At 43.2% G+C, this 24,059-nt stretch carries 20 protein-coding genes and 1 tRNA gene; 13 read left to right on the top strand and 8 right to left on the bottom strand.

The genetic code is table 11. The features are described from left to right. Window positions 1–460 precede the first annotated feature (460 nt). On the top strand, window positions 461–1,903 hold the full coding sequence (gene cysS / locus N0824_RS16280; protein ID WP_108937507.1) for a cysteine--tRNA ligase: 1,443 nt from the start codon (window positions 461–463) through the stop codon (window positions 1,901–1,903). On the opposite strand, the gene N0824_RS16275 is transcribed toward cysS, so the two are convergent. After that, complete coding sequence (locus N0824_RS16275) at window positions 1,886–3,415, bottom strand: glycine betaine ABC transporter substrate-binding protein (RefSeq protein ID WP_108937506.1); 1,530 nt, start codon at window positions 3,413–3,415, stop codon at window positions 1,886–1,888. The two genes, cysS and N0824_RS16275, sit on opposite strands and share 18 nt — an antisense overlap. 351 nt (window positions 3,416–3,766) lie before the next feature. Between N0824_RS16275 and N0824_RS16270 the strand changes: the two genes are divergently transcribed. From N0824_RS16270 to N0824_RS21770, 3 genes are read left to right on the top strand one after another with little or no spacing between them, the layout of a single operon-like run. Continuing rightward, the gene (locus N0824_RS16270) at window positions 3,767–4,771 is read left to right on the top strand and encodes a CHAD domain-containing protein (protein WP_108937505.1); all 1,005 of its coding nucleotides are present in this window, start codon (window positions 3,767–3,769) and stop codon (window positions 4,769–4,771) included. 12 nt (window positions 4,772–4,783) lie between these two features. Beyond that, window positions 4,784–6,217: a bifunctional orotidine-5'-phosphate decarboxylase/orotate phosphoribosyltransferase gene (locus N0824_RS16265; protein WP_108937504.1), complete on the top strand. Its 1,434-nt coding sequence runs from the start codon at window positions 4,784–4,786 to the stop codon at window positions 6,215–6,217. A gap of 40 nt (window positions 6,218–6,257) precedes the next feature. Continuing rightward, window positions 6,258–6,440: a hypothetical protein gene (locus N0824_RS21770; RefSeq protein ID WP_306438775.1), complete on the top strand. Its 183-nt coding sequence runs from the start codon at window positions 6,258–6,260 to the stop codon at window positions 6,438–6,440. A gap of 70 nt (window positions 6,441–6,510) precedes the next feature. On the opposite strand, the gene N0824_RS16260 is transcribed toward N0824_RS21770, so the two are convergent. From N0824_RS16260 to carA, 5 genes are all read right to left on the bottom strand, one after another. Continuing rightward, complete coding sequence (locus N0824_RS16260; RefSeq protein WP_002768846.1) at window positions 6,511–6,807, bottom strand: DUF1816 domain-containing protein; 297 nt, start codon at window positions 6,805–6,807, stop codon at window positions 6,511–6,513. Window positions 6,808–6,919: 112 nt separating this feature from the next. Continuing rightward, window positions 6,920–7,786, bottom strand: coding sequence for a 23S rRNA (guanosine(2251)-2'-O)-methyltransferase RlmB (gene rlmB / locus N0824_RS16255; RefSeq protein ID WP_108937503.1), 867 nt, complete (start codon window positions 7,784–7,786; stop codon window positions 6,920–6,922). A gap of 40 nt (window positions 7,787–7,826) precedes the next feature. Then, window positions 7,827–8,243 (bottom strand): Mini-ribonuclease 3, encoded by a 417-nt coding sequence (locus tag N0824_RS16250; protein ID WP_002734315.1) that lies wholly within the window; start codon window positions 8,241–8,243, stop codon window positions 7,827–7,829. A 3-nt stretch (window positions 8,244–8,246) separates the two neighbouring features. Beyond that, window positions 8,247–8,597 (bottom strand): STAS domain-containing protein, encoded by a 351-nt coding sequence (locus N0824_RS16245; protein ID WP_046661916.1) that lies wholly within the window; start codon window positions 8,595–8,597, stop codon window positions 8,247–8,249. Window positions 8,598–8,671: 74 nt separating this feature from the next. Continuing rightward, the gene (gene carA / locus N0824_RS16240) at window positions 8,672–9,820 is read right to left on the bottom strand and encodes a glutamine-hydrolyzing carbamoyl-phosphate synthase small subunit (RefSeq protein ID WP_108937502.1); all 1,149 of its coding nucleotides are present in this window, start codon (window positions 9,818–9,820) and stop codon (window positions 8,672–8,674) included. Window positions 9,821–10,017: 197 nt separating this feature from the next. Here carA and N0824_RS16235 point away from each other — a divergent pair, with 197 nt between their 5' ends. Further along, complete coding sequence (locus N0824_RS16235; protein WP_108937501.1) at window positions 10,018–10,899, top strand: helix-turn-helix domain-containing protein; 882 nt, start codon at window positions 10,018–10,020, stop codon at window positions 10,897–10,899. Window positions 10,900–11,609: 710 nt separating this feature from the next. Continuing rightward, window positions 11,610–12,389, top strand: a complete 780-nt coding sequence (locus tag N0824_RS16230; RefSeq protein WP_108937500.1) for a pentapeptide repeat-containing protein — start codon at window positions 11,610–11,612, stop codon at window positions 12,387–12,389. 41 nt (window positions 12,390–12,430) lie between these two features. On the opposite strand, the gene N0824_RS16225 is transcribed toward N0824_RS16230, so the two are convergent. Then, window positions 12,431–12,952 carry a hypothetical protein gene (locus N0824_RS16225; protein ID WP_108937499.1) on the bottom strand — a complete coding sequence of 174 codons (522 nt, stop codon included), beginning with the start codon at window positions 12,950–12,952 and terminating at the stop codon, window positions 12,431–12,433. Between the two features lie 375 nt (window positions 12,953–13,327). Here N0824_RS16225 and N0824_RS16220 point away from each other — a divergent pair, with 375 nt between their 5' ends. Then, window positions 13,328–13,849 (top strand): hypothetical protein, encoded by a 522-nt coding sequence (locus tag N0824_RS16220; protein ID WP_108937498.1) that lies wholly within the window; start codon window positions 13,328–13,330, stop codon window positions 13,847–13,849. Window positions 13,850–13,906: 57 nt separating this feature from the next. Then, entirely contained in the window at window positions 13,907–15,448 is a 1,542-nt protein-coding gene (locus N0824_RS16215) for an RDD family protein (protein ID WP_108937497.1), read from the top strand. Between the two features lie 22 nt (window positions 15,449–15,470). Here the strand turns inward: N0824_RS16215 and N0824_RS16210 are convergent, their stop codons facing one another. Next, a complete protein-coding gene (locus tag N0824_RS16210) occupies window positions 15,471–16,283 on the bottom strand; it encodes a rhodanese-related sulfurtransferase (RefSeq protein ID WP_108937496.1) in 813 nt (270 codons plus the stop codon). A 77-nt stretch (window positions 16,284–16,360) separates the two neighbouring features. Between N0824_RS16210 and N0824_RS16205 the strand changes: the two genes are divergently transcribed. The 5 genes from N0824_RS16205 to N0824_RS20780 all read left to right on the top strand — a co-directional run. After that, window positions 16,361–16,433: transfer RNA gene (locus N0824_RS16205), tRNA-Ala, on the top strand. Between the two features lie 306 nt (window positions 16,434–16,739). Next, window positions 16,740–17,522, top strand: coding sequence for a DNA repair protein RecO (recO, locus tag N0824_RS16200; RefSeq protein ID WP_108937495.1), 783 nt, complete (start codon window positions 16,740–16,742; stop codon window positions 17,520–17,522). A gap of 22 nt (window positions 17,523–17,544) precedes the next feature. Beyond that, on the top strand, window positions 17,545–19,035 hold the full coding sequence (locus N0824_RS16195; protein ID WP_108937494.1) for an MFS transporter: 1,491 nt from the start codon (window positions 17,545–17,547) through the stop codon (window positions 19,033–19,035). 204 nt (window positions 19,036–19,239) lie between these two features. Further along, window positions 19,240–19,536, top strand: coding sequence for a hypothetical protein (locus N0824_RS21455; RefSeq protein WP_233256468.1), 297 nt, complete (start codon window positions 19,240–19,242; stop codon window positions 19,534–19,536). Window positions 19,537–19,707: 171 nt separating this feature from the next. Further along, window positions 19,708–24,059 (top strand): Calx-beta domain-containing protein (locus tag N0824_RS20780; RefSeq protein ID WP_158269563.1); only part of this gene is annotated, 4,352 nt, incomplete at its 3' end.

The following is a 24,059-nucleotide window of genomic DNA, read 5'->3' as shown; positions in this document are numbered from 1 at the left end:
ATGGTCTGGTCAAAGTTGATTAACAATAAAAATTGTCGGTTGAGGCAAACAATCAAGCTTCCCCTATCGTTATTCTATCGATTTCAACAATAATAGTCCTCATCAAAACAGTCCTAAGCTGTTCGTAATTTAAATTGCTTGTTGAGACGAGGCAAGAGGCAAGAGGCTTCGGCCGTGAGCTCAGCCGAACGGCAAAAGGCAACAGTAAAGGGATTGGGGGCGGTTCGGCTAATCTAAGAGTAAGCGGTTTAAATGCGTCTTAGCTTATCTCCTCGAATCTTACCGTCAGATTTTTACTAAAACCAGAAAAACCCCTTGACAAAAAACACAGAATATAGTATGTAAATCAGGGAAAGTGGTTAGCGGTCACTGATAACTGATAACTGATAACTGATAACTGATCACTGATAACTGCTATAAAATTGGACTAGCCTTTTTCCCCAGAAAAAAATCCCCATCCATGACCTTAATCCTCTACAACACCCTCAGTCGTCGCGAAGAACCCTTTACCCCCCTCATCCCCGGCATTGTCTCCATGTATTGCTGCGGCATTACCGTCTATGATTATTGCCATTTGGGTCATGCGCGTACCTGTGTGGTTTGGGATGTGGTGCGGCGTTATTTAGAGTATCTCGGCTATAAAGTGCGCTATATTCAGAATTTCACCGATATTGACGATAAAATTCTCAATCGGGCTAAAAATGAACATACCACCATGGCAGCCGTGGCCGAGAAATTTATCGAGGCCTACTTTGAGGATATGGCAAAATTAGGAGTCAGACCGGCGGACGCTTATCCCCGGGCCACTCACACCCTCGACGGTATCAAGCGCCTAGTCTACGAATTAGAACAAAAAGGCTATGCTTACCCCAGCGATGGCGATGTTTACTACTCCGTCCGTCGTTTTTCTGATTATGGCAAACTATCAGGGCGAAAACTGGATGATCTGCAAGCCGGGGCCAGCGGCCGGGTAGAAACCGACGACCCGGAAGCAATTAAAAAACAAGACCCCTTTGATTTTGCCCTCTGGAAGGGGGCAAAACCGGGGGAACCTAGTTGGGATTCTCCCTGGGGCCAAGGTCGTCCGGGGTGGCATATTGAATGTTCGGCCATGGTCAAAGAACAATTGGGAGAAACTATCGATATTCATGTGGGGGGAAGTGATCTAATTTTTCCCCACCACGAAAACGAAATCGCCCAAAGTGAAGCGGCTACGGGTAAACCTCTGGCCCACTATTGGTTACATAATGGCATGGTTAAGGTGGCCGGGGAAAAAATGTCGAAATCCCTCGGTAATTTCATCACTATTCGCGACTTATTGGCAAAATATGACCCCTTAGCCGTGAGATTATTAATTTTAGGCGCCCAATACCGCAAACCGATCGATTTTTCCGATGAGGGATTGCAGGCGGCCACTAATGGCTGGCATACTTTACAAGAGGGTTTATCCTTTGGTTATAAGCATCTTCAGCAAGATAATCCCGGAATTACCGACCAAGAGCTAGAAAATCGCTTTCAAGAGGCGGTAAATCACGATTTTAACTTTGCAGGTGGTTTAGCGGTGTTATTTGAAATCGCTAAGGAATTACGCAAGGAGGGTAATAATTTAACCCATGCGGGTAAGACAGACAGCAATCTGGCCCAATTAGTGGTAAAATGGCATACTTTGGTGAAATTGTCTAGGGTTTTGGGCCTAGAAATGGCCGCCGACCAGGGAGAAACCCCTGTTTCTGAGGGAATTAGTGCAGCGGATATCGAAAATCTGATCCAACAACGGACAGAGGCGAAAAAAGCGAAAAATTACGCCGAAAGCGATCGCATTCGCGCAGAATTAAAAGCCCAAGGCATTACTTTAATCGACCAACCCGGGGGAGTGACTAAATGGTTAAGAGAGGGAGACTAGAAATTCTTTAACCACTTCCTCCACCCTGCCATTGCGTCCATCCACCTGATAGTTTAATTTCTGCATAGCTGTGGAGGTAATTTTGCCAGTTAGTTTGGCTAAAACCTGTCGCAATTGCGGATATTTTCGCAGACTATCCAGGTTAAAAATCGGTACCGCTTCGTAGGGAGGAAAATAGCGTTGATCATCTTCTAGGATGACTAAATCTAGCACGGGAATTAAGCCATCGGTGGAATTTCCCGCCACTAAATCCACTTGTTTTTCGGCTAAAGCGCGGTACATTAACCCTAAATCCATCACTTTCGGGGGTCGGGCAAAATTTAGCCCATAGGTCTTGGCTAATCCCTTATAACCGTCTTCCCTTTCCAAAAATTCATAACCAAAACCCGCTTGCCAATTGGGGGTATATTTAGCCACCTGCGAGAGAGTTTTAAGATTGTATTGACTGGCGGTTTCTCCCCGGATAACAATGGCGAAAGTATTCTCAAATCCTAAACTGGGAAACACTTCTAGATTAAATTTTTCTGGATAAATCTCCTGCAGCTTTTCAGAGACTAATCGGGCATCGTTAAGGGGTTTTTCTTGCAAAATTCCCGTGAAAGCCGTGCCAGAATACTCCACATAACCATCGATTTTACCCGCTTTCACCGCTTCATGACAGATCAGAGTACCACCGAGATTAAATTGACGCTCAACCCGTAAATTCGTCTCTTTTTCGATCTCCTGTGCCAAAATTTCCCCTAAAATCACCTGTTCGGTAAAATTTTTGGAACCGATCACCACTGTGCCGGGGGATGAATGGAAAATTTGAGTCAAGAGGAAAGATAGCAGGGCCAACCCGATTAAACCTAAGCCCCATTGCCATTTAGAGGGCTTTGTAGGACGTTGCGAAGGGGAAAAGGTCTTTTCTAGCCAACCGAGACTCCAATCGGCAACAAGGGCTAAAAAAGCGGCAGGAATTGCTCCCGCCAAAATTAACTGATTATTGACCGTGGCAATACCGCGAAAAATAAACACTCCCAAACCACCGCCACCGATGGCAGCTGCGATCGTAGCCACACCGATAGCAATCACCGTGGCAATTCTCACTCCTGCCAAAATTGTCGCCCTGGCCAGGGGTAATTCGATATAGCGCAGGATTTGACCGTCGGTCATGCCTAGGGATAACCCGGCTAATTTTAATTCGGGATCAACTTTTTTGATGCCCAGATAGGTATTTAAAACAATTGGCAGTAAAGTATAGAGAGTTAGGGCAACAATAGCGGGAATTTTGCCGATTCCTCCCAAAAAAGGCACGGAAATTAAAAAACCAAATAGGGCTAAACTGGGGATAGTCTGTAGGGTGTTAACGATCGCTATAATTGGTTGAGCGAGAATAGCTTGACGACTAATCAAAATACCTAGAGGAATCCCGATTAAGCTACCCATAGCCATGGCTATTCCCGTCAAGAAAAGATGCTCTCCGGTGCGAAAAGCGATTTCCCCCGCATAATCTAGCCAAAAACTATCCATAAACTTCTCTTAAAGCGGCTGCTTCATCCTATTGTGTAGAATAAATGGGATCTATTAGTTCCAGTCTTTACTTAAAGCTTGCTGAATAATGGTAAAACCCTTTTAAAATAAGGCTTTTGACCTGTTAAAATCCGATGTTAGTGCTGCGAAAATAGGATTGGAACCTTCAAAAATCTGGCATTATCCTTCTTGTAGTACATAAACTGGTACAAAAGAAGAGGGTAACAAAGCCTGAAACTCCTGACTCCTGAATCCTGACTCCTGAATCCTAACCCCACCAACAAACTTTTTCAGCAAACCCTACTTAAAGATTCTATCATCATCTTGACATTATTTCCTCCCTAAAGACAAATGACTAACAAATTTAATCCTCGGGCTAAAACTGTGGCCGATTGGGCCTATATCGGTATTGATAAACATTTTCATAAAGTTCTTAAACACGAAGCTGGGGTTTTACTCGATCAGGATACGGAAGAATTACATCAAATTCGTGTGGGAATGCGCCGTCTTCGTAGTACCTTAACCGGTTTTGCCCCCGCTTTAACCATGCCGAAATCTGCCGATCAAAAACGGGTGGGTAATCTGGGCAGAATTTTAGGAGAATTGCGGGATTTAGATGTGTTAAAAGAGGCTTTTATCGGTCATTATCAGCCAATTTTACCCCCGAAAGAACAGGATTTACTGAAGAAAGTTTTAGAAGTTCTCGAACACCGAAGGGAGAAGGCTTTTACTAAGGTAGAAAAGCTGTTAAAGTCCGACAAATTTCTCAATTTTAAGGTAGATTTTGCCCGTTGGTTGGATAATCCCACCTATCAACCGATAGGAAAATTAGATATTGCCACGGTTTTACCAGACTTATTATTACCGCAAGCGAGCCGCTTTTTACTCCATGAAGGTTGGTTAGTTGGGGTAAATTTAGAGGAAGATCAAAAAGTAAGAGAGTTTTCTAGTCAAGAAATTGATGACTTATTGGAAAAGGAAGGATTATTACTGCACGATCTCCGTAAAGAAGCCAAGCGTTCCCGCTATAATATGGAGTTATTCACTCATTTTTATGGCGACAAGTATCGAGAGTATCTAGAGGATATTAAAAACCTTCAAGGTATTCTCGGAGAAATACAGGATTGTTGTGTTCTCTCGGATTTTCTTAGCCAAATTTTCCCCAATTGTCTGGCCAAGGAAATGCCCACCTTACTCGAAATTTTCCAAAATATCCGTCGCCAAAAATGGCAAGAATGGCAACCACTACAAAAGAAATTTCTTGACGCTGACACCAGAAAAAGTCTGCACCAGACAATTTTACAGCCTATTTTTCGACCAAATAGTGTAGAATTAGAAACTAATCCAGAATCCTGAGATTAGAAACCGATGAATTTTTTTCAAAAGTTAAACCACGCCATTAATCAAAACCAGACTCTACTTGTCCTCGGTTTAGATGCTAACCCTGAAATGATGCCCTCCACCCCGGGAGAATTAATCGTTAATTTGGAACGGTGGCTCAAGTTTATTATCGATGAAACTGCCCCTTTTGTCTGTGCCTACAAACCAACTTTAGGCTTTTATCAAGCTTTGGGAGCGGCAGGGTTAGAATTATTACAGCGAATTTTAACGGCAATTCCCCCTCATATCCCGGTCATTTTGGATGCTAAACACGGCGATATTAATACTAGCAGTATTTTAGCCGAGACTATCTTTAAAACTTGGCAGGTGGACGCGGTTACTCTCAATCCCTACTCCGGACAGGATCACGTTGCTCCTTTTTTAGTTTACCCCGAGCATGGTGCTTTTATCCTCTGTCATACTTCCAATCAAGGTGCGATTAATCTGCAAGAATTCCCCAGTCGCGACAATCCTTTTTATCTGCAAGTTGTCAAAGAAGCTTGTACCTGGGGAACTCCCGAACAAGTATTTTTAGAAGTGGGAACCACTCAACCGGAGATATTGAAAAAGATTCGCAATTTTGCCCCCGAAAGATTGATTTTATTACGCAGTATTTGGGAAGACAAAAGTAAATTCTCCGAGTTAATTACTGTGGGTTTAAATAGTCATGGCGATGGTTTATTAATTCCTGTACCCCAAGACTTTTTATCTCAACCCGATTTGGGGGCAAAGGTCAAGGATTTACGCGAGGAAGTCAACAAAATTCAACAAAATCACCAGCAAGAATCAAGCCAAGATGAGACTTGGACTGCTAACGTTTGTCTTTTAAAACAACATCCTCATCAGGATTTAATTCTACAATTATTTGATATTGGCTGCTTGATGTTTGGCGATTATGTGCAAGCATCGGGAGAAACTTTTTCCTATTATATTGATCTGAGAAAAATTATCTCTAATCCTAATATTTTTCAGCAGGTAATTGAAGCCTATGGAGAAATATTAAAAACCTTGACATTTGACCGCATTGCTGGTATCCCCTACGGCTCTTTACCTACAGCTACGGGTTTATCTTTATTATTAAATCATCCGATGATTTTCCCCCGCAAAGAAGTAAAAGCTCACGGCACAAGAAGAGTAATTGAAGGTAATTTTCAAGTGGGGGAAACTGTGGTAGTGGTGGACGATATTTTAATTTCTGGCAAAAGTGCGATCGAAGGGGCAGAAAAAATTAAATCGGCGGGATTATTAGTTAATGATATCGTGGTTTTTATCGACCATGGTGGCCCTGTTAAAGATAAACTTCGTAGCCATGGTTATCAACCTTATTCGGTTTTAACCCTAGCAGAAATTACCGATACTCTCTACGAAGCGGGAAGACTGACAGAAGCAGAATATAGCTGTTTTTTAAATCGCTCCCATTGATATTTAGGGTTTGCGGCAAAAAGTTTTTCTTGGGGGCAGGGTGTGGGGTGTGGGGTGTGGGGTGTGGGGTTTTATCGATTTTCAGCTGGTCAACTACCTAATTTTCAGGGAAAAAGTACCTGAATTTTCCCCCCGATCCCCGCAACGGCTGGCACTTTTTGAGGGGAAAAAAGTCCAAAAGTCTTATCCAACAAGGTTTTTAGATTTATTCAGCAGACCCTAAGTAGCAGCCTTATGCTGTCTTTTCACTGATTACTGATTACTGATCCCTGATTACTGATCCCTGAAAATTGTTAAGAAACTTGACTGCGTAAGACCTTTAGGGTATTCAGGAGCTTGCTTTCTTCTTTTTCCTCAAAAATAGTTAAATCTTTCGGTTTACAACGTTTTATATGCAATTTAATCCCCTGCGCTCCTTCCGTTTTCAAATCTTCTTCGTAACCGGCTTGAGCGACCTCAGCCTCGTCTTTAGCGAGAAAAGGACCGAAATAATAAGTACATCTGGGATAGTCGGTTTTAATCTCGACCCAGTAGGCTAATCCGAACCTTTCGAGTAAGCTAATCAAAAATTCTTTCATTTCGTTCCCCATCTAAATCTACTCTGGTGGTTTTGTTACGTTTGTTTACATTTCGCAAACTTCCTTCCTATTTTATTTATACTTTCTCCTTTTGGCTATTGGGAGTGTCGAAAAATACAGATTCTCAGTCCGGGGAATTTTGCCAGCGTTGACGGTAAACCTCGTAAAGAGCCATAGCTGCCGCCACCGAAGCATTGAGACTGGGGGTTTTGCCTGCCAAGGGGATAGATACCAACTCATCGCAGGACTTTTGGGTCAACAGACTCAAACCCTCTCCCTCCGAACCTACCACCAATCCTATCGCACCCGTTAAATTGATTGTGTGTAAAGATTTACCAGTTTTTGCCGCCGTGCCGTAGAGCCAAAAACCAGCCGCTTTTAATTCCTCTAAAGCACGATTGAGATTGACCACCCTGGCGACGGGTAAATATTCCAGGGCCCCCGCCGCCACTTTCATCACCGTCGATGTCACCCCGGCGGCGCGACGTTGGGGAATAACTACCCCCTGACAACCCATAGCTTCAGCGGTGCGAATAATTGCCCCCAGGTTATGGGGATCCGTGATCCCTTCAGCGATGACGATGACGGGGTGGCGACTTTTGCCCTTAGCTTTTTCGATCAGATCGGCTAATTCAATATACTCATAGGGAGACATCTGGGCCGCAATCCCCTGATGATTGGCTTTACTGGTAATCTGATCGAGACGCAGATCGTCCACCTCATCAATTACCGTACCGTTGGCCTTGGCTTTTTCCAAAAGGGTATGATAACGGGGATCGTAACGGAGTCGATTGACCACCCAAATCCGATTTAGTTGGCGCTCCTCCTCCATGGCCGTTAAAACCACCCGGCGACCGTAGAGCAGATCATCAGCTTCTTGGTTTTCTGGAGTTACTGCCGGGGATTTAGCCAGAATTGGCCCGGTTTTTGGCCGCGAGGGCCGGCGAGAATTACGATTATCGGACTTGTCACGAAATGGTCGATCGCTCATGGTTGATTAATAGTAAAGGAGTCGGGAGTCATCCCGATGGCTATAATTCTAGTTTTTCTAATAGTTGATGTAATCTTGAGGGGTCTTGTAGATAAAGATAGCCGAACAGGGTTTCTAAACTGCTGGCCTGCTGATAGACTTGGGCTGTCAGACGACGGCGTTTTCCCGTGACCGCATTGCGTCCCCGGCGCAGAATTTCTTTTTCTTGGTCCGTCAGATAGGGCTGCAGTTGTGCTAAATCTAAAGCCTGTTGTTCGGCCCTGACTTTGCCTACCACCTGAGCGTGATAGTCCCCCAGACGCTGGGGCGGCAGTAAATAATAGGTGCGGATGTATAATTCATAAACAGCATCCCCCAGATAGGCCAGAGAAGCGGGCGATAATCGGTCAAGACCCTCTAGGATTGGTGAACCCTGGCCACTGACCTGTAAGCGAAGTTTTTCGAGAGGAGATTCCACGATTTACGCTTTTTCTAGATGTTTTATCGCTTCTTCCAGGGTGGGTTGCAGGGAAAAAAACTTCTCCAATCGCACCAGTTTTACGGTTTGAGTTACCCGGGGATTGGTAACAATTTGTAAACTGCCCCCTTCGGTTTTGGCCTTTTTCACTAATTTTACTAGGGCCCCTAAACCGGAGCTATCGATAAAATCAATCTGAGCGAGGCTAATAATCACATCCTTAGGGCCTTCCTCCACATAGCCTTCGATCACCTTACAAAAAGTCGGTTCGGAAAAGGCATCTAAAAGACCCGTCAAACGGAAAATTTGGTACTTATCTCTGACCTCGCGCGTGCCTCGCAAGCTGACAGTCAAGTTAATTGCTTCTGGAATAATCGCCTCCTAGCTCTAGAGCCGTAAAAATCAAAACCCTAGTATATCCTAAAAATTTACGACCGATCCTTTTTTGCTTGCCGCATTAAATCAACAAATTTGCCAAACAGATAATCGGCATCGTGGGGGCCGGGACTGGCCTCGGGGTGGTATTGTACCGAGAAAAAGGGCAAAGACCGGTGTTTTAAACCCGCTACGGTGCGATCATTGAGATTGAGATGGGTAATCTCCACTTCCGGGTTTAAAGATGCCTCCTGCACGGCAAAACCGTGATTCTGACTGGTAATTTCCACCTGTTGCTGCAGTCCACAGGGTTGATTTAACCCGCGATGACCAAATTTCAGTTTAAAGGTTTCTGCTCCTAGGGATAGGCCTAAAATTTGATGACCCATACAGATGCCAAAAGTGGGTTTTTCTCCTTGCAAAAGTTCCTTGGCTAGGGCAATTCCTTCGGTGACAGCCGCCGGATCTCCCGGTCCGTTAGAAAAGAAAATACCATCGGGATTATATTCGGCGATTTTTTCCGGGGGAGTGTCGGCGGGAACCACGATCACCCGACAACCGTAGCTGGCTAAACGCCGGAGAATATTGCGTTTGATGCCAAAATCGATCGCCACCACCGTTAAAGGTTCTTGATCACTATCAATTGGCGCAAATTCCCAGGCGGACGGGGTGGGAGTCGTCCATTCGTACACTTCCTTGGTGGTAACTTCTTTGACGAGATTTAACCCGGCCATACTGGGGGCCGCTTGCACCAGCCGCAGTAAATCATGATAATCGAGTATTTCCGTGGAAATTGCCCCATTCATCGCCCCAACCGAGCGAATTTTGCGGGTCAGAGACCGGGTATCGATGCCATAGATGCCAATAACATGATGAGCGGCCAGATAATCCGGTAGGGATTGGCTAGAACGCCAATTACTGGGCCGGTGGCAGATATTTTTGGCGATCGCTCCTTTCACCTGGGGACGAATTGACTCCTCATCTTCGGGGTTAACCCCCGTATTCCCCAATTCTGGATAGGTAAAAGTGACGATTTGACCGGCATAACTGGGATCGGTGAGGACTTCCTGATAACCAGTCATTCCCGTGTTAAAGACAACTTCGCCGACGGTGGTTCCCTTAGCTCCGAAGGAATAACCCTCGTAAACCGTACCATCGGCCAGAACTAATAAGGCTTTTTGACTAGCAGCACTTGATATCATCGTCAATTTTTTAATCTTGAGTAGTGGTGAGAAACAGAAGTCAAGGATAGACTAGAACAGGGACTAGAAAACGAATTGCTTAGTTTTAATTGGCTAGAGCGTTTTATGATTAAGAGTACGTCCGCTCAAGGACGACAGTTTCCCCTGACTAGCCATCGGCAAAATCCTATCGCTTAAAAAATAACTATATAAGTAATATGAGTCCAAGAAAACTGACTGATGCCACGAAAAAAGAAATTCTTAAGCTTTATCGGGAAACGGAGGCCACCACTTCCACGTTAGCCGAGCGTTATGGCGTGAGTAGTTCTACGGTCAGTCGTTTTCTCAAAAATTCTTTTTCTAGCGAGGAATACGAGCAGTTAATTCAGAAAAAACGCTTGGCCCGTAGTCCTCGTGGCCTCGAGGAGGAGGAAGCAGCAGCGGATTTACCAGAAAAAGCGATCGAGGTGATTAGTTTTCGGGCAGCGCGCATCGAAGCTAAGGATGAGCAGGCTTTTGAGCAACCGATCGCTGCTGTGGAACAATTAACCCTGTTAATGGATACCTCTTACCCGTCAGAAGCAGATAATTCGGAAGATACAGAAATTAATGGCGATAAACCCCCAGAAAACTCTAATTTAACCGAGTTTTTCGTCGAAGCTATCGAGGAAGAGGAGGAGGAAGATGAGCTTGACGAGGATTGGGATGAAGAGGAGGAGGAAGATGAAGATGAGGATGAGGAGGAACTAGCGGGGAGCTATTTAGGCCCAACTATCGTTAAAACAGCCCAATTACAGATATTACCCCTCTCGGCGGCGGCTTTTCCCAAAACCTGTTACTTGGTGATTGATCGCGCTGCCGAATTGATCACCCGTCCCCTCAAGGATTTTGCCGAATTGGGTAAGGTTCCCGCTCAGGAAATCCAGCAGCGCACCCTCCCCATCTTTGAAAGTCATCGCATCGCTCGCCGTTTCTCCAAGCGCAAGGAAAAAGTGATTAAAGTTCCCGACGGTCGCCTGATCGAAAAAGCTCACGCTCAACTGGAAGCGAAAGGGATCACCCGTCTGCTCATGGATGGTCGTATCTACGCTTTAGAGTAGGGAATTAGCGGGTTAGCAGGGGGTGGGAAGTGGGGAAATGGGAATTATGAATTATGAATTATGAATTATGAATTGGGGTTCTTCGGTTTGTCTTATGCAACGTACAGGGTTATAAGGAATGAAACTCTTATAGAGAAAGACATTTGGCGATTTTTGTTAATTGTTTTCGATCTAGAGCGAACTAATCAATTAAATCTCTTGCCAAATAAGGATTTAGTCCATTTATGCCACCCTATCGAACCATACTAAGTAACGAAGAACCTGAATTGGGGAAGTAGGGAAGTGGGGAGATGGGGAGCAGGGAGAATAAATAAAAATAATCCTCCTGACTCCTGAATACTGAATCCTGACTCCTGAATACTGTCTCCTAACCCCACCAACAAACTTTTTGCCGCAACCCCTAAATATAATCGAGTTTGAACAATAGATAAGTTTTTTAACAAGAGTAGTTTCAGATACTAATTAGCTGATGGACTGGGGTAGAATTGGGAAAACCAGTCCAACTGTTTTAGCCAAGCTATTTAACTATGATTAGAATTAAATTGCGGTTCGGGTTATCTTCTCTTAAAAAATCGATAAAAAACTTTACATAAACTCAAAAGAGAGCCTGATAAGTAACTCAGCTTTTAGATGAGTTACTTATCAGACCGAGTTTTTAGGTGCTTTTGTTGATTACTTCTTAACCACCATCTTAAAGTAGAAGAAGGGAGATGAAAGTTAATCAGTTACTAAGACTCTACGAACAAGGAGAGCGGGATTTTTTAGGCATTGACTTGATGAGTCTAGATCTACAAAAAGTGACTCTCATTGCCGTCAATTTTGCGGCGGCCAATTTGCGCGGAACTAATTTGAGTCGCTCTTTTCTGACTAAATCAAATCTGCGGGGAGCGAGTTTGAATTGGGCGAATTTAACCTATGCCAAATTAAGTCAAGCGCAATTAGTGGAAGCAGACTTAACCAAAGCCAATCTCACCGGGGCCTTTATGGTCCAGGCAAACCTGCGTAACTCGCGCTTAAGTGGGGCGGATCTTTCCCATGCTAATCTCCGGGGGGCGAATTTATGCGGGGCGAATTTATGCGGGGCGAATTTATACTTAGTTAATCTCTTGGAGGCAAACCTAGATAAAGTCAATCTCAATTGGGCTAATTTGCAGGAAGCGCGGTTAAGTGGGGCTAAATGTCGTCAGATTTCCGCAAGGGAAGCCAATTTTAGCGGCTCTTTTCTGAAAGAGGTGGACTTTCAGGGGGCCAATTTAGAAAGGGCTAATTTTAGCGAGGCACGTCTGACGGGTAGTGATTTATGCGGGGCCAATTTAGCGGGTGCTAATCTAGCGGGAGCGCGTTTACAAGAGGTAAATCTACAGGGAGCGGACTTGAGGGGTGCTAACTTGACGGGGACTTGTTTTGAGAGCGTCACCGGTTGGACAGAAATCGTCCAAGAAGATGATATTTTTCCCCTAGACTGGTTTCAGCCCCGTTTTGCCACATAAAAGTCAATATATCTGCCGAAAGCCCCTCCTTTTCCTATCAATTAACGATTAGCTGGAGTGGTTAATCTTTGGTTAGGAATGGGGATTGGGGGGGCATTATTCGGATCATCCTCGAAGGGTAAAGCAGGGGGAGGAGTGGTAGCACCAGGAGATGGTGCTGGAGATGGCGTAGGATTAACGGCAGCGGGGGGACTTTTCGGGGTGACGACGGGTGCGGGAGAGCTAAAACCGAGGAGAGCTTTGCCAAAGGGAAAAACATTTCTCCAGCGTTGAATATTGGGATGGCCAAACCAATCTTGACGGGATACCTTCACCGAGAGGAGAGGTGCGATCGCCCCTGATTTTTCGGCCGTTATTAATAAATCAATTTTATTAAGACCCTGTTGTTGATTAAAACGACTGATGATAGTTTTCTCTGCTAATTGCGATGCTCTAGTCAATAATCCTTCGTAGGATTCTCCCCTTTTAACTGCGATAGGAAGATTAACAGTGGATTGAGCAAAAACCACATCAACGGCGATAATTCCCGTCAGCAGCGTTAAAACAGTAATAGACTTGTACATAGGACAGACGGTTAAACAGTCACTCCCTGGTTAGGGTCGGGATCTTCCCTGTGAGAGTTCCCCGATCGCTTTCTTAAATTACCATGATATATCTCTGGCCACAATTGAAAATTTTCCGGTAGCAAAATCGTCCTTAGTCCCTAGCAATGGGCAATAGGGGAATAATTAGTGCTGGCTGAATAAATCTAAAAACTTTGTTGGATAATATCTTTAGGCTTTTTTGAAATCAAACAGTGCCAACCATTGGAGTGGTCAGAGGGAAAGTTCAGGTACTTTTCCCCTGAAAATGGGTAAAACCCCACACCCCACACCAACGAAAAACTTTTTTAGTATAACCTAATTATATTTGGATATATCTACCAGAGGTTGTTAATTATGACACAAACTAGCGAAACCGTTACCTATTCCCTTGAATCTGTCCTGACAAGGATCGAGAGTAAAATCGACAATCTCCAAAGAGATGTTAATCAAAAATTTGACAGTCTCCAAAGAGATGTGGATCAGAAAATCGACAGTCTCCAAAGAGATGTGGATCAGAAAATCGACAATCTCCAAAGAGATATGAATCAGAAAATCGACAGTCTCCAAAAAGATGTTAATCAAAAATTTGACAGTCTCCAAAAAGATGTTAATCAAAAATTTGACAGTCTCCAAAAAGATGTTAATGATTTAAAGGTGGAAGTCACGGAAATCAAGGGAGATATTAAAACTCTTGATCAGAAAGTCGAAACAATAGATAAACGACTGGAAAAAGTCGAGGATAATTATGCAATCCTAGTTAAAGATATTGCGGACTTGAAAGGGTTTAAATCTCTGATTATCCCCATGGTTGTGGCTTTTTTAAGTGCCGTGGTAACTTTGGGATTGCGCGGCTTTTTTCTTGGCAATAAACCTTAAATGTATCAGTGGATATTTTAATCATCAAGTTTATTTCGTCCTCTACCAATAAAATCTATGAGTTTTTGTATTAATCCTCATTGTCTTAAACCGAAAAGTATCACGGAGAGTCGTTACTGTCAATCCTGTGGTTCCGACTTGCTTTTAGATGGTAAATATCGAGTCACAAATTTATTGAGTGCCAAAGGTGGATTTGGTAATACCTATGAAGTTATAGATGAACGTAAGATACCCAAAGTGTTAAAAGTTCTTACCTACGATTCAAGTAAAGCTATTGATTTATTTCAACAGGAAGCCAATCTTTTAAAACAATTAAATCACCCCGGTATTCCCAAAGGAGAAAACTATTTTATTTATCATCCCCGGGAGAGTCAAACTGCTTTACACTGTTTAGTTATGGAGAAAATTGCTGGTATTGACTTAGAAGAATATCAAAAACAAAGAGGATTTAAACCGATTGATTATAATCTCGCCCTGGATTGGTTAACTCAGTTAGCTAATATTCTTCACGAGGTTCATAAACGTAAATTCTATCATCGCGACATCAAACCCTCTAATATTATTTTAAAACCCGATGGTCAATTAGTTTTAATTGATTTTGGAGCAGCGCGACAAGTGACTAAAACCGTCCTAGCAGGAGGCAAAAATACAGGAATTTATACCCCTGGATATGCTCCTCCCGAACAATCTCGCGGTCACTCTGTCCCCCAATCAGACTTTTATGCTTTGGGCAAAACTTTCGTCTTTTTGTTAACTGGTAAAGAACCCAGTGACCCGAAAATTTATAATATTAATACCAATGAATTTAACTGGCGTAAATATGCCGCAAATATCCCTTCTCGATTAGCAGATTTTATCGATAATTTAATGGCAGAAAAACCTATTGATCGACCGAAAGACACCAAAAATTTGCTAAAAATAATTATCGATATTAAAGCTAATCTCCATCAAACTAAAAAAACTAAAAATTCTCCTCCTGAAAAAACTCAAGTTATTCTTATTCGGAATTCTGCATCTATTCCCGATTTACTTTCTCCCAGTTATGCTGGGTTTTGGCTCCGTTTAAAAGCCTCTTTAATTGATTCTTTTGTCGTTCTTATTATCGCCGCTTTATTAGGTGGTTATATCTGTTTTCGCTTACAACAATGGTCAACTTTTCAAAACTTAAATCTTGATTTTGATATAGCCAAAGAATTCTGGGTTTACTATGCTGCGGGATTAAGTGCAGCTGGAACAACAATTATCGGGGTTGCTTTATTTGTAGCGGCAATTATCTATAATATTCAAGCCAAAATTAACTTTACTCACGAACATATTGCCATCCTGACTGCTCTTGGTTTAGGAATAGTTATTAAATGGTTATATTATGTTTTCTTAGAATATCTTTTTAAAGCAACTATTGGTAAAATGTTTTTTGATTTATCCGTCACCGATAGCCAAGGCCGACGCATATCTTTTGCAAGAGCAAATCGCCGCTACTTACTAAAATATCTCTCCACTGCTCCCTTATATTTGGGCTTTTTACTGGCAGCCTGGACAAAGAAAAAACGCGCCCTTCATGACATGATTTCTGGTACACAAATCCGCAAGAAAAAGTAACCAGATACTAAATAGGATAAAATTAACTACAATAGGGACAAGATATTCCTGCTCGGTAATTGGGGGACTGTTTATCTTTTTCATCGATGGGATGACCGCAAGCGGGACACATTTCATAATGTCCCACCTCTAGATTAGCTGTTAGTGCCACTCTTTGATCGAAAACAAAACATTCTCCTTGCCAAAGACTCTGATCGGGACTAACTTCTTCTAAGTATTTCAAAATACCTCCCTCTAGCTGATAAACTTGAGAACAGCCTTGATTTAATAAAAAAGCTGCCGCCTTTTCACAGCGAATTCCCCCCGTACAAAAAAGAGCTATTTTTTTATCGTTAATACTATCAAAATTTTCCTGAATATACTCAGGAAATTGGCGAAAATGCTGGATTTCTGGGTTAAGCGCTCCCGCAAAAGTACCGATCGCCACTTCATAATTATTACGAGTATCGATAACTACCACGTCTGGCTCTTTCAGCAATTGATTCCACTGTTCAGTTTTGAGATGAATTCCTGTTTTTTCGAGAGGATTAGCCTTGGGTTGACCAAAAGTGACAATTTCCTTTTTTAAGCGAATTTTTAAGCGTTGAAAGGGTAAATAATCACAAACAGACTCTTTCACCTCTAGATTAGCCAAACGAGTATCGGTTTTTAACCAACTAATCACCTCGGCGATCGCTTGACGGTTTCCGGCGATCGTTGCGTTAATCCCCTCGGCTGCCAGAAGAATAGTTCCTTTAATTTCTCTTTCTTGGCAGTATTTTTGTATTTCTGGCTGTTTTTGACGATAATCTGACAAAGCCACAAACTGGTAAAAAGTGGCGACTAGATAAGACATGGCAGGCAAGGGAAAAATTAACTTGTAATATTTTTCACTATAGGTTATGATAACAAAAGTGTCCTAAAAACCAGATCGGGGGTTTAGCTCAGTTGGTAGAGCGCCTGCTTTGCAAGCAGGATGTCAGCGGTTCGAGTCCGCTAACCTCCATAGCATCTCCCCCATAGTCCTGACTGATTCCCCCTTGCTTGGTGATTAGCTCAAGTCTTCTTGGGGAGACAATTAGCTAGGGTTTGCCGAAAAAATTTAAAAACCTTGTTGGGTAAGACTTTTAGACCTTTTGTCAATCAAAAAGTACCAGATCTGGGAGTGATCGGGGGGAAATTTCCTGGACTTTTTCCCTGAAAATTAGGTAATTGACCCCCTCAAAATCGGTAAAACCCTACACCCCACACCCTACACCCCACACCCTGTCCCCACGAAAAACTTTTTCAGCAGACCCTAGTTAATTATTAAATGATGTCTCGTACCTATCAAGCTACTGGAATCAATCTACAAGGAATGGCCTTCGGAGAAGCCGATCGCCTCTTAACTATTTTGACCGCCGAGTATGGTTTAATTAGAGCCATCGCTCCAGGTGCGCGCAAGTATAAATCTTCCCTCCGGGGTAGAAGTGAACTATTTGTGGTCAATAATCTGTTAATAGTCGCTGGAAAATCCCTAGATAAGGTCGTTCAAGCCGAAACTATCGAATCTTATCCCAAATTAAGTCAAAATCTCGCCAAACTCACCGTTAGCCAATACCTCTGCGAACTGGTTTTGGCGATCGCCCTGAGTGAACAACCCCAGAGGGAATTATACGAATTAATCTGCGGCCATCTGGCCAGAATTGAAGTCCTCGACGAAAATCAATACATACTTCCCTATCTTTGTCAAGCAATTTTTCATTTCTTAATAATTGCCGGTTTAGTGCCGCAAGTCGATAACTGCCTGTTGACGGGAAAAGCTCTAGTTGGGGAAAATTGCCTAGGATTTAGTTTCGAGGCAGGGGGAATAATAGATCTAGCTGCCCTAACAGAAACAATCAACCCGCCCAAAATCGATAGTAAACTGACGTTGCAAGAACTGCAATTACTGCAATGCCTAGGAAAAACCGATTTTCCCCCACCAGAAAACCTTGCCTCAGAACTAGCTTGGATTAACCTCGATCGCCTGCTGCGCCGCTATACTCAATATCATCTGGGAAAAACTTTTCGCTCCTCGGCATTAGTTGAGGGTTTATCTCCCTTAGAATTTTAAACAGATAGCAAAAATCATCATAATGCAACTGTTTGACTCAGAAACTGACGACGCAATTCCTAGCGCCTCCTCCACTCCTGTTTTTAATTCTTCCGATTCCTCACCGAGGCAATCCGACACAGAAACCATGAACCGCTTGCCTAAACGTGCGCCCAAATCCAATCCTAGTCAGGGTTTTGCCCCAGTGCTAAAAAACCCGCGCTTTCTCATTCTCTGGGCGGGGGGAATTTTTTCCCAATTAGCGGATAAATTCTATTTAGTCCTGATGATCTCCCTAATTGCCACCCATTACCAAAAAGCCGATCAGTCGATTAGTGGCTGGGTATCGGCGATAATGATTGCTAATACAATTCCGGCGGTGTTAGTGGGTTCGGTGGCGGGTGTATATGTTGATAGATGGTTAAAAAAACAAGTTTTAGTTATTTCTAACCTTTTACGCGGGGCTTTTGTCCTCCTCATTCCCCTATTATTATGGTTAGTGCGCGAGCAAACTTTAGCCGTTCCCCTCGGTTGGTTGCCTGACGGTTTAAGAAATTGGCATTACCGGTTACAGGGAGAATTTAATTTACCCTTCGGTTTTTTCCTATTGTTAGTCATTACTTTTCTTGTCTCCACCCTAACCCAATTTTTTGCCCCCGCCGAACAATCTACCCTGCCATTAGTGGTAAAACGTCGTCATCTTCTACCGGCTAATTCCCTCAACACTTTAACCACCATGGCGGTATTAATTATCGGTTTTGCCATCGGTGAACCAGTATTAGCTTTTGCCGATAGCATTTTCGGCACGAGAGCCGGACAATTTGATATTGGCAAAGTGATGATTGTCGGTGCTTTTTATATAATTGCCGGTTTAATTCTAATTATCCTGCGAACTAACGAAAAATATGTTATTCCTACCGCAGAACAGCCCCATGTTTGGGAAGACATCCGCGATGGCATTCGTTACCTCAACAAAAATCATAAAGTTCGTAACGCTCTGATTCAATTAGTCATCTTATTCTGTATTTTTGCCGCTCTATCAGTATTAGCCGTCAGTATGGCCGAAAAACTACCCGGGTTAAAAGCTTCTCAATTCGGCTTTTTATTAGCCTCCTGTGGTGCAGGAATGGCAGTTAGTGCGATTACTTTGGGTTATTGGGGTCAAAAATTCTCCCACACCCAATTAAGTCTCTGGGGTTCCCTGGGTATGGCGACAGCTTTAATCGGTTTATCTCTAGCCACAAAGAGTTTAATTTTAGCCTTCGCTATGACCGCTTTATTAGGGATTTTTGCCGCTTTAGTCGGGGTTCCCATGCAAACTACCCTACAGGCAGATACACCCCCCGAAATGCGCGGTAAAGTCTTTGGTTTAGAAAACAATGCCGTTAATATTGCCCTCTCTTTACCCCTAGCTGTTGCGGGTATCGCCGAAACTCAATTCGGACTCCGACCGGTACTATTAGCTTTAGCAGTTATGGCAGTTATCGGCGGCGGTTTTACTTGGTATGTTTCTCGCAATTTATCTAAAGATTAGCGAAACTTTTCAGTTATCAGTAAACAGTAATCAGTAGTTAGGAGTTAGGAGTCAGGAGTTAGGAGTCAGGAGTTAGTATATTGCCTTTATTTATTCTCCCATCTCCCCCGCCAAGAAGCGAAACTAACATTAACTAAACGGTTGTACGAACAGGGTTATCAACGAGAGGATATTATCAACCTCTTTAAGTTTATCGATTGGCTGATGAGCTTACCCACTGAATTAGAACAAGAGTTTCAACAGGAATTAAATCAGTACGAGGAGGAAAAAAGAATGCCTTATATTACCAGTGTTGAAAGAATGGGAATGGAAAAGGGGATGAGAGAATCTGTCATTGATGCCCTTGAGATTCGCTTTGAGAATGTGCCTTCTGAACTGGTTAATAAGATTAGCCAAATTCAAGACACTTCTCTTCTGAAAAATCTCCACAGACAAGCGATTACTCTTGACTCAATCTCAGATTTTCAGGACTATTTAAATCAGTTAATCAAACCTGAATAATTCTGGTTTGTCGCCCAAGAAAACGGGTTTCTTTGAGAAACCCGTTTTCTGCAAACGCCTATTTAGAAACCCGTTTTCTTGTAATAAATATTAATTTCTGTTACAGGGGTCTTGAAAAATTGGCATTTGTTGAGCTAAAACTGTTAGCAATAAACCTTTGCAGTTAATGTCATGACTTCTACCCTGTTGCCGATTCTTCCTGCTGTTGACGATGTTTTGTTCGATTTCGCTCAATCTGATGGCTTTTGGGCGAATTTGGCTATCGCTTTTGGAGCAAATTATGATGTGGTTAAAGCGACAGAACTACAACAGCAGTGGAAAAGCCGAAATTTTAGTCAAATTCCCCCAATTGAGGTACTTAGTGATGAGGTTTTAGGGACGGCGAATGGTGCATATTCCAGCAGTACCAATAAGATTTATCTATCAGCATCTTTTTTAAATACGGCCTCCTCAGCAGCGATAGTTAACGTAATTTTAGAAGAAATTGGGCATTATGTGGATGCTCAAATTAATCAGGTGGATAGCGCGGGAGATGAGGGGGCAATTTTTGCGGAGTTGGTGCAAGGAAATAGTCTGGATGTGGCAACCTTAGACGCTTTACGAGCAGAGAATGACCAGACAACAATTATAGTAAATGGGGAAAGTATTCAAGTAGAACAGGCGAATTTCACGGGTACTAATGGTAATGATACAATTACAGGGACATCTGGAGACGACACTATTAGTCCTTTACGAGGACAAGATAACGTCAATGGTGGGGATGGAAATGACCTATTAATTGTCAACTACTCCAGTAACACCTACGCGGGGACAACCACCTATCCAGCAGGAATGAGTAGCAGTATTTATTGGAGTGGTGGTGCTTGGAGTGGTTCTTTTAGTGCCTATATTAATAGCAGTGGTAATTATGACTACGTTAACTTCTCTAATATAGAAAGGTTTCAAATTACTGGGACTAATGCTGATGACTACTTTGACCGGGGAGGTTATGGAGTATTTAACATTGATGGGGGAACAGGTACAGACACCATCGGCACTTTAGACCTTAGCAGTTTTACCACCAATTTAACCATTGATAACAGTGGGGGAACCTTCACTGAAAGTAATGGCAATGTGGTCAAAAATGTTGAACGGTTCAATAACCTGACCACTGGAACCGGTAATGATAGTATTAGCTTTACGGGTAGTTTTAATGAAACCATTGCTACCGGAGAGGGAGATGATACTATTAGTGCGGCCCGAGGACAAGATAACGTCAATGGTGGGGATGGAAATGACCTATTAATTGTTAACTACTCCAGTAACACCTACGCGGGGACAACCACCTATCCAGCAGGAATGAATAGCAGTATCTACCAAAGTGGTGGTGCTTGGAGTGGTTCTTTTAGTGCCTATATTAATAGCAGTGGTAATTATGACTACCTTTCCTTCTCTAATATAGAAAGGTTTCAAATTACTGGGACTAATGCTAATGACTACTTTGACCGAGGTGGTTATGGAGTATTTAACATTGATGGGGGAACAGGTACAGACACCATCGGCACTTTAGACCTTAGCAGTTTTACCACCAATTTAACCATTGATAACAGTGGGGGAACCTTCACTGAAAGTAATGGCAATGTGGTCAAAAATGTTGAACGGTTCAATAACCTGACCACTGGAACCGGTAATGATAGTATTAGCTTTACGGGTAGTTTTAATGAAACCATTGCTACCGGAGAGGGAGACGATACGATTAACGGGGGACGAGGACAAGATAACGTCAATGGTGGGGATGGAAATGACCTATTAATTGTCAACTACTCCAGTAACACCTACGCGGGGACAACCGCCTATCCAGCAGGAATGAGTAGCAGTATTTATTGGAGTGGTGGTGCTTGGAGTGGTTCTTTTAGTGCCTATATTAATAGCAGTGGTAATTATGACTACGTTAACTTCTCTAATATAGAAAGGTTTCAAATTACTGGGACTAATGCTGATGACTACTTTGACCGGGGAGGTTATGGAGTATTTAACATTGATGGGGGAACAGGTACAGACACCATCGGCACTTTAGACCTTAGCAGTTTCACCACCAATTTAACTATTGATAACAGTGGGGGAACCTTCACTGAAAGTAATGGCAATGTGGTCAAAAATGTCGAACGGTTCAATAACCTGACCACTGGAACTGGTAATGATAGTATTACCTTTACGGGGAGTTTTAATGAAACCATTGCTACCGGAGAGGGAGATGATACTATTAGTGCGGCCCGAGGACAAGATAACGTCAATGGTGGGGATGGAAATGACCTATTAATTGTCAACTACTCCAGTAACACCTACGCGGGGACAACCACCTATCCAGCAGGAATGAGTAGCAGTATTTATTGGAGTGGTGGTGCTTGGAGTGGTTCTTTTAGTGCCTATATTAATAGCAGTGGTAATTATGACTACCTTTCCTTCTCTAATATAGAAAGGTTTCAAATTACCGGGACTAATGCTAACGACTACTTTGACGAAGGTGGTTATGGAGTATTTAACATTGATGGGGGAACAGGTACAGACACCATCGGCACTTTAGACCTTAGCAGTTTTACCACCAATTTAACCATTGATAACAGTGGGGGAACCTTCACTGAAAGTAATGGCAATGTGGTCAAAAATGTTGAACGGTTCAATAACCTGACCACTGGAACCGGTAATGATAGTATTAGCTTTACGGGTAGTTTTAATGAAACCATTGCTACCGGAGAGGGAAATGACACGATTAACGGGGGACGAGGACAAGATAACGTCAATGGTGGGGATGGAAATGACCTATTAATTGTCAACTACTCCAGTAACACCTACGCGGGGACAACCACCTATCCAGCAGGAATGAATAGCAGTATCTACCAAAGTGGTGGTGCTTGGAGTGGTTCTTTTAGTGCCTATATTAATAGCAGTGGTAATACTGACTACGTTGACTTCTCTAATATAGAAAGGTTTCAAATTACTGGAACTAATGCTAATGACACCATCACCACCGGGGGAGGTAATGACATCATCACAGGGGTTAACCCTAACAGTAGCACCCCAGGAAAAGGAGAAATTGATTCTTTAACAGGAGGAGCAGGAAGTGATAGATTTATCCTTGGTGACGCAACTTGGATTGGTTACGATGACGGTAATACAACTAATGCAGGTACTAGCGACTACGCGACAATTGCCGACTTTAACACCACTGATGATACAATTCAACTACGAGGTGCAAGTAGTGACTATCTGTTAACGGTTTCTGGTTCTAATACTAAACTCTACATCAACAAACCCGGAACCGAACCAGATGAACTGATTGCGGTTATCAATAATCAAACAGCATTAAGTCTAACTGCTAGTTATTTTAGCTATGTTGCTAGTCCGACTCTTCCCAGTATCACTCTTGCTGTCTCTCCTAGTAGTGTTACCGAAGATGGGACAACCAACTTAGTCTATACCTTCACCCGCACTGGTGTAACAACAAATGCTTTAACCGTCAATTACACCCTCGGAGGGACAGCGACTCTCAATACCGACTACACTCGTACAGGGACTACCAATACAGTCACCTTTGCTGCTGGTTCATCCACTGCGACGGTAACAGTTGACCCCACTGCTGATACTACAGTTGAACCCGATGAGACTGTTATTTTAACCCTTGCTTCAGGGACAGGTTATACAGTAGGTACGACCACCCCAGTGACGGGGACAATTACCAATGATGATTTCCCTAGTATTACTCTTGCTGTCTCTCCCAGTAGTGTGACTGAAGATGGGACAACAAATCTAGTCTATACCTTCACTCGTACTGGTTCTACTACCAGCGCCTTAACCGCTAACTATACAGTTACTGGGACAGCAACCAATGGAACCGATTACACTTCTATTCCCACCAGCGTCACCTTTGCTGCTGGTTCATCCACTGCTACTGTAACAGTTGACCCCACTGCTGACACCACAGTTGAACCCGATGAAACCGTCATTTTAACCCTTGCTTCTGGGACAGGTTATACCGTAGGTACTCCCAACGCAGCCACGGGAACAATTACCAATGATGATTTCCCTAGTATTACTCTTGCTGTCTCTCCCAGTAGTGTGACAGAAGATGGGACAACAAATCTAGTCTATACCTTCACTCGTACTGGTTCTACTACCAGCGCCTTAACTGCTAACTATACAGTTGGGGGGACAGCAACCAATGGAACCGATTACACTTCTATCCCCACCAGCGTCACCTTTGCTGCTGGTTCAGCGACCGCGACGGTAACAGTTGACCCCACTGCTGATACCACAGTAGAAAGTGATGAGACTGTTATTTTAACCCTCGCTTCTGGGACAGGTTATACAGTAGGTACGACCACCCCAGTGACGGGTACGATTACGAATAGTCCTGTCACTCCCAGTATTACTCTTGCTGTCTCTCCCAGTACTGTTACCGAAGACGGGACAACAAATCTAGTCTATACCTTCACTCGTACTGGTTCTACTACCAGCGCCTTAACCGCTAACTATACAGTTGGGGG

Source organism: Microcystis sp. 0824, from assembly GCF_003112475.1.
GTDB classification, from domain to species: domain Bacteria; phylum Cyanobacteriota; class Cyanobacteriia; order Cyanobacteriales; family Microcystaceae; genus Microcystis; species Microcystis aeruginosa_C.
This window is presented reverse-complemented; position numbering and strand designations above follow the sequence as displayed.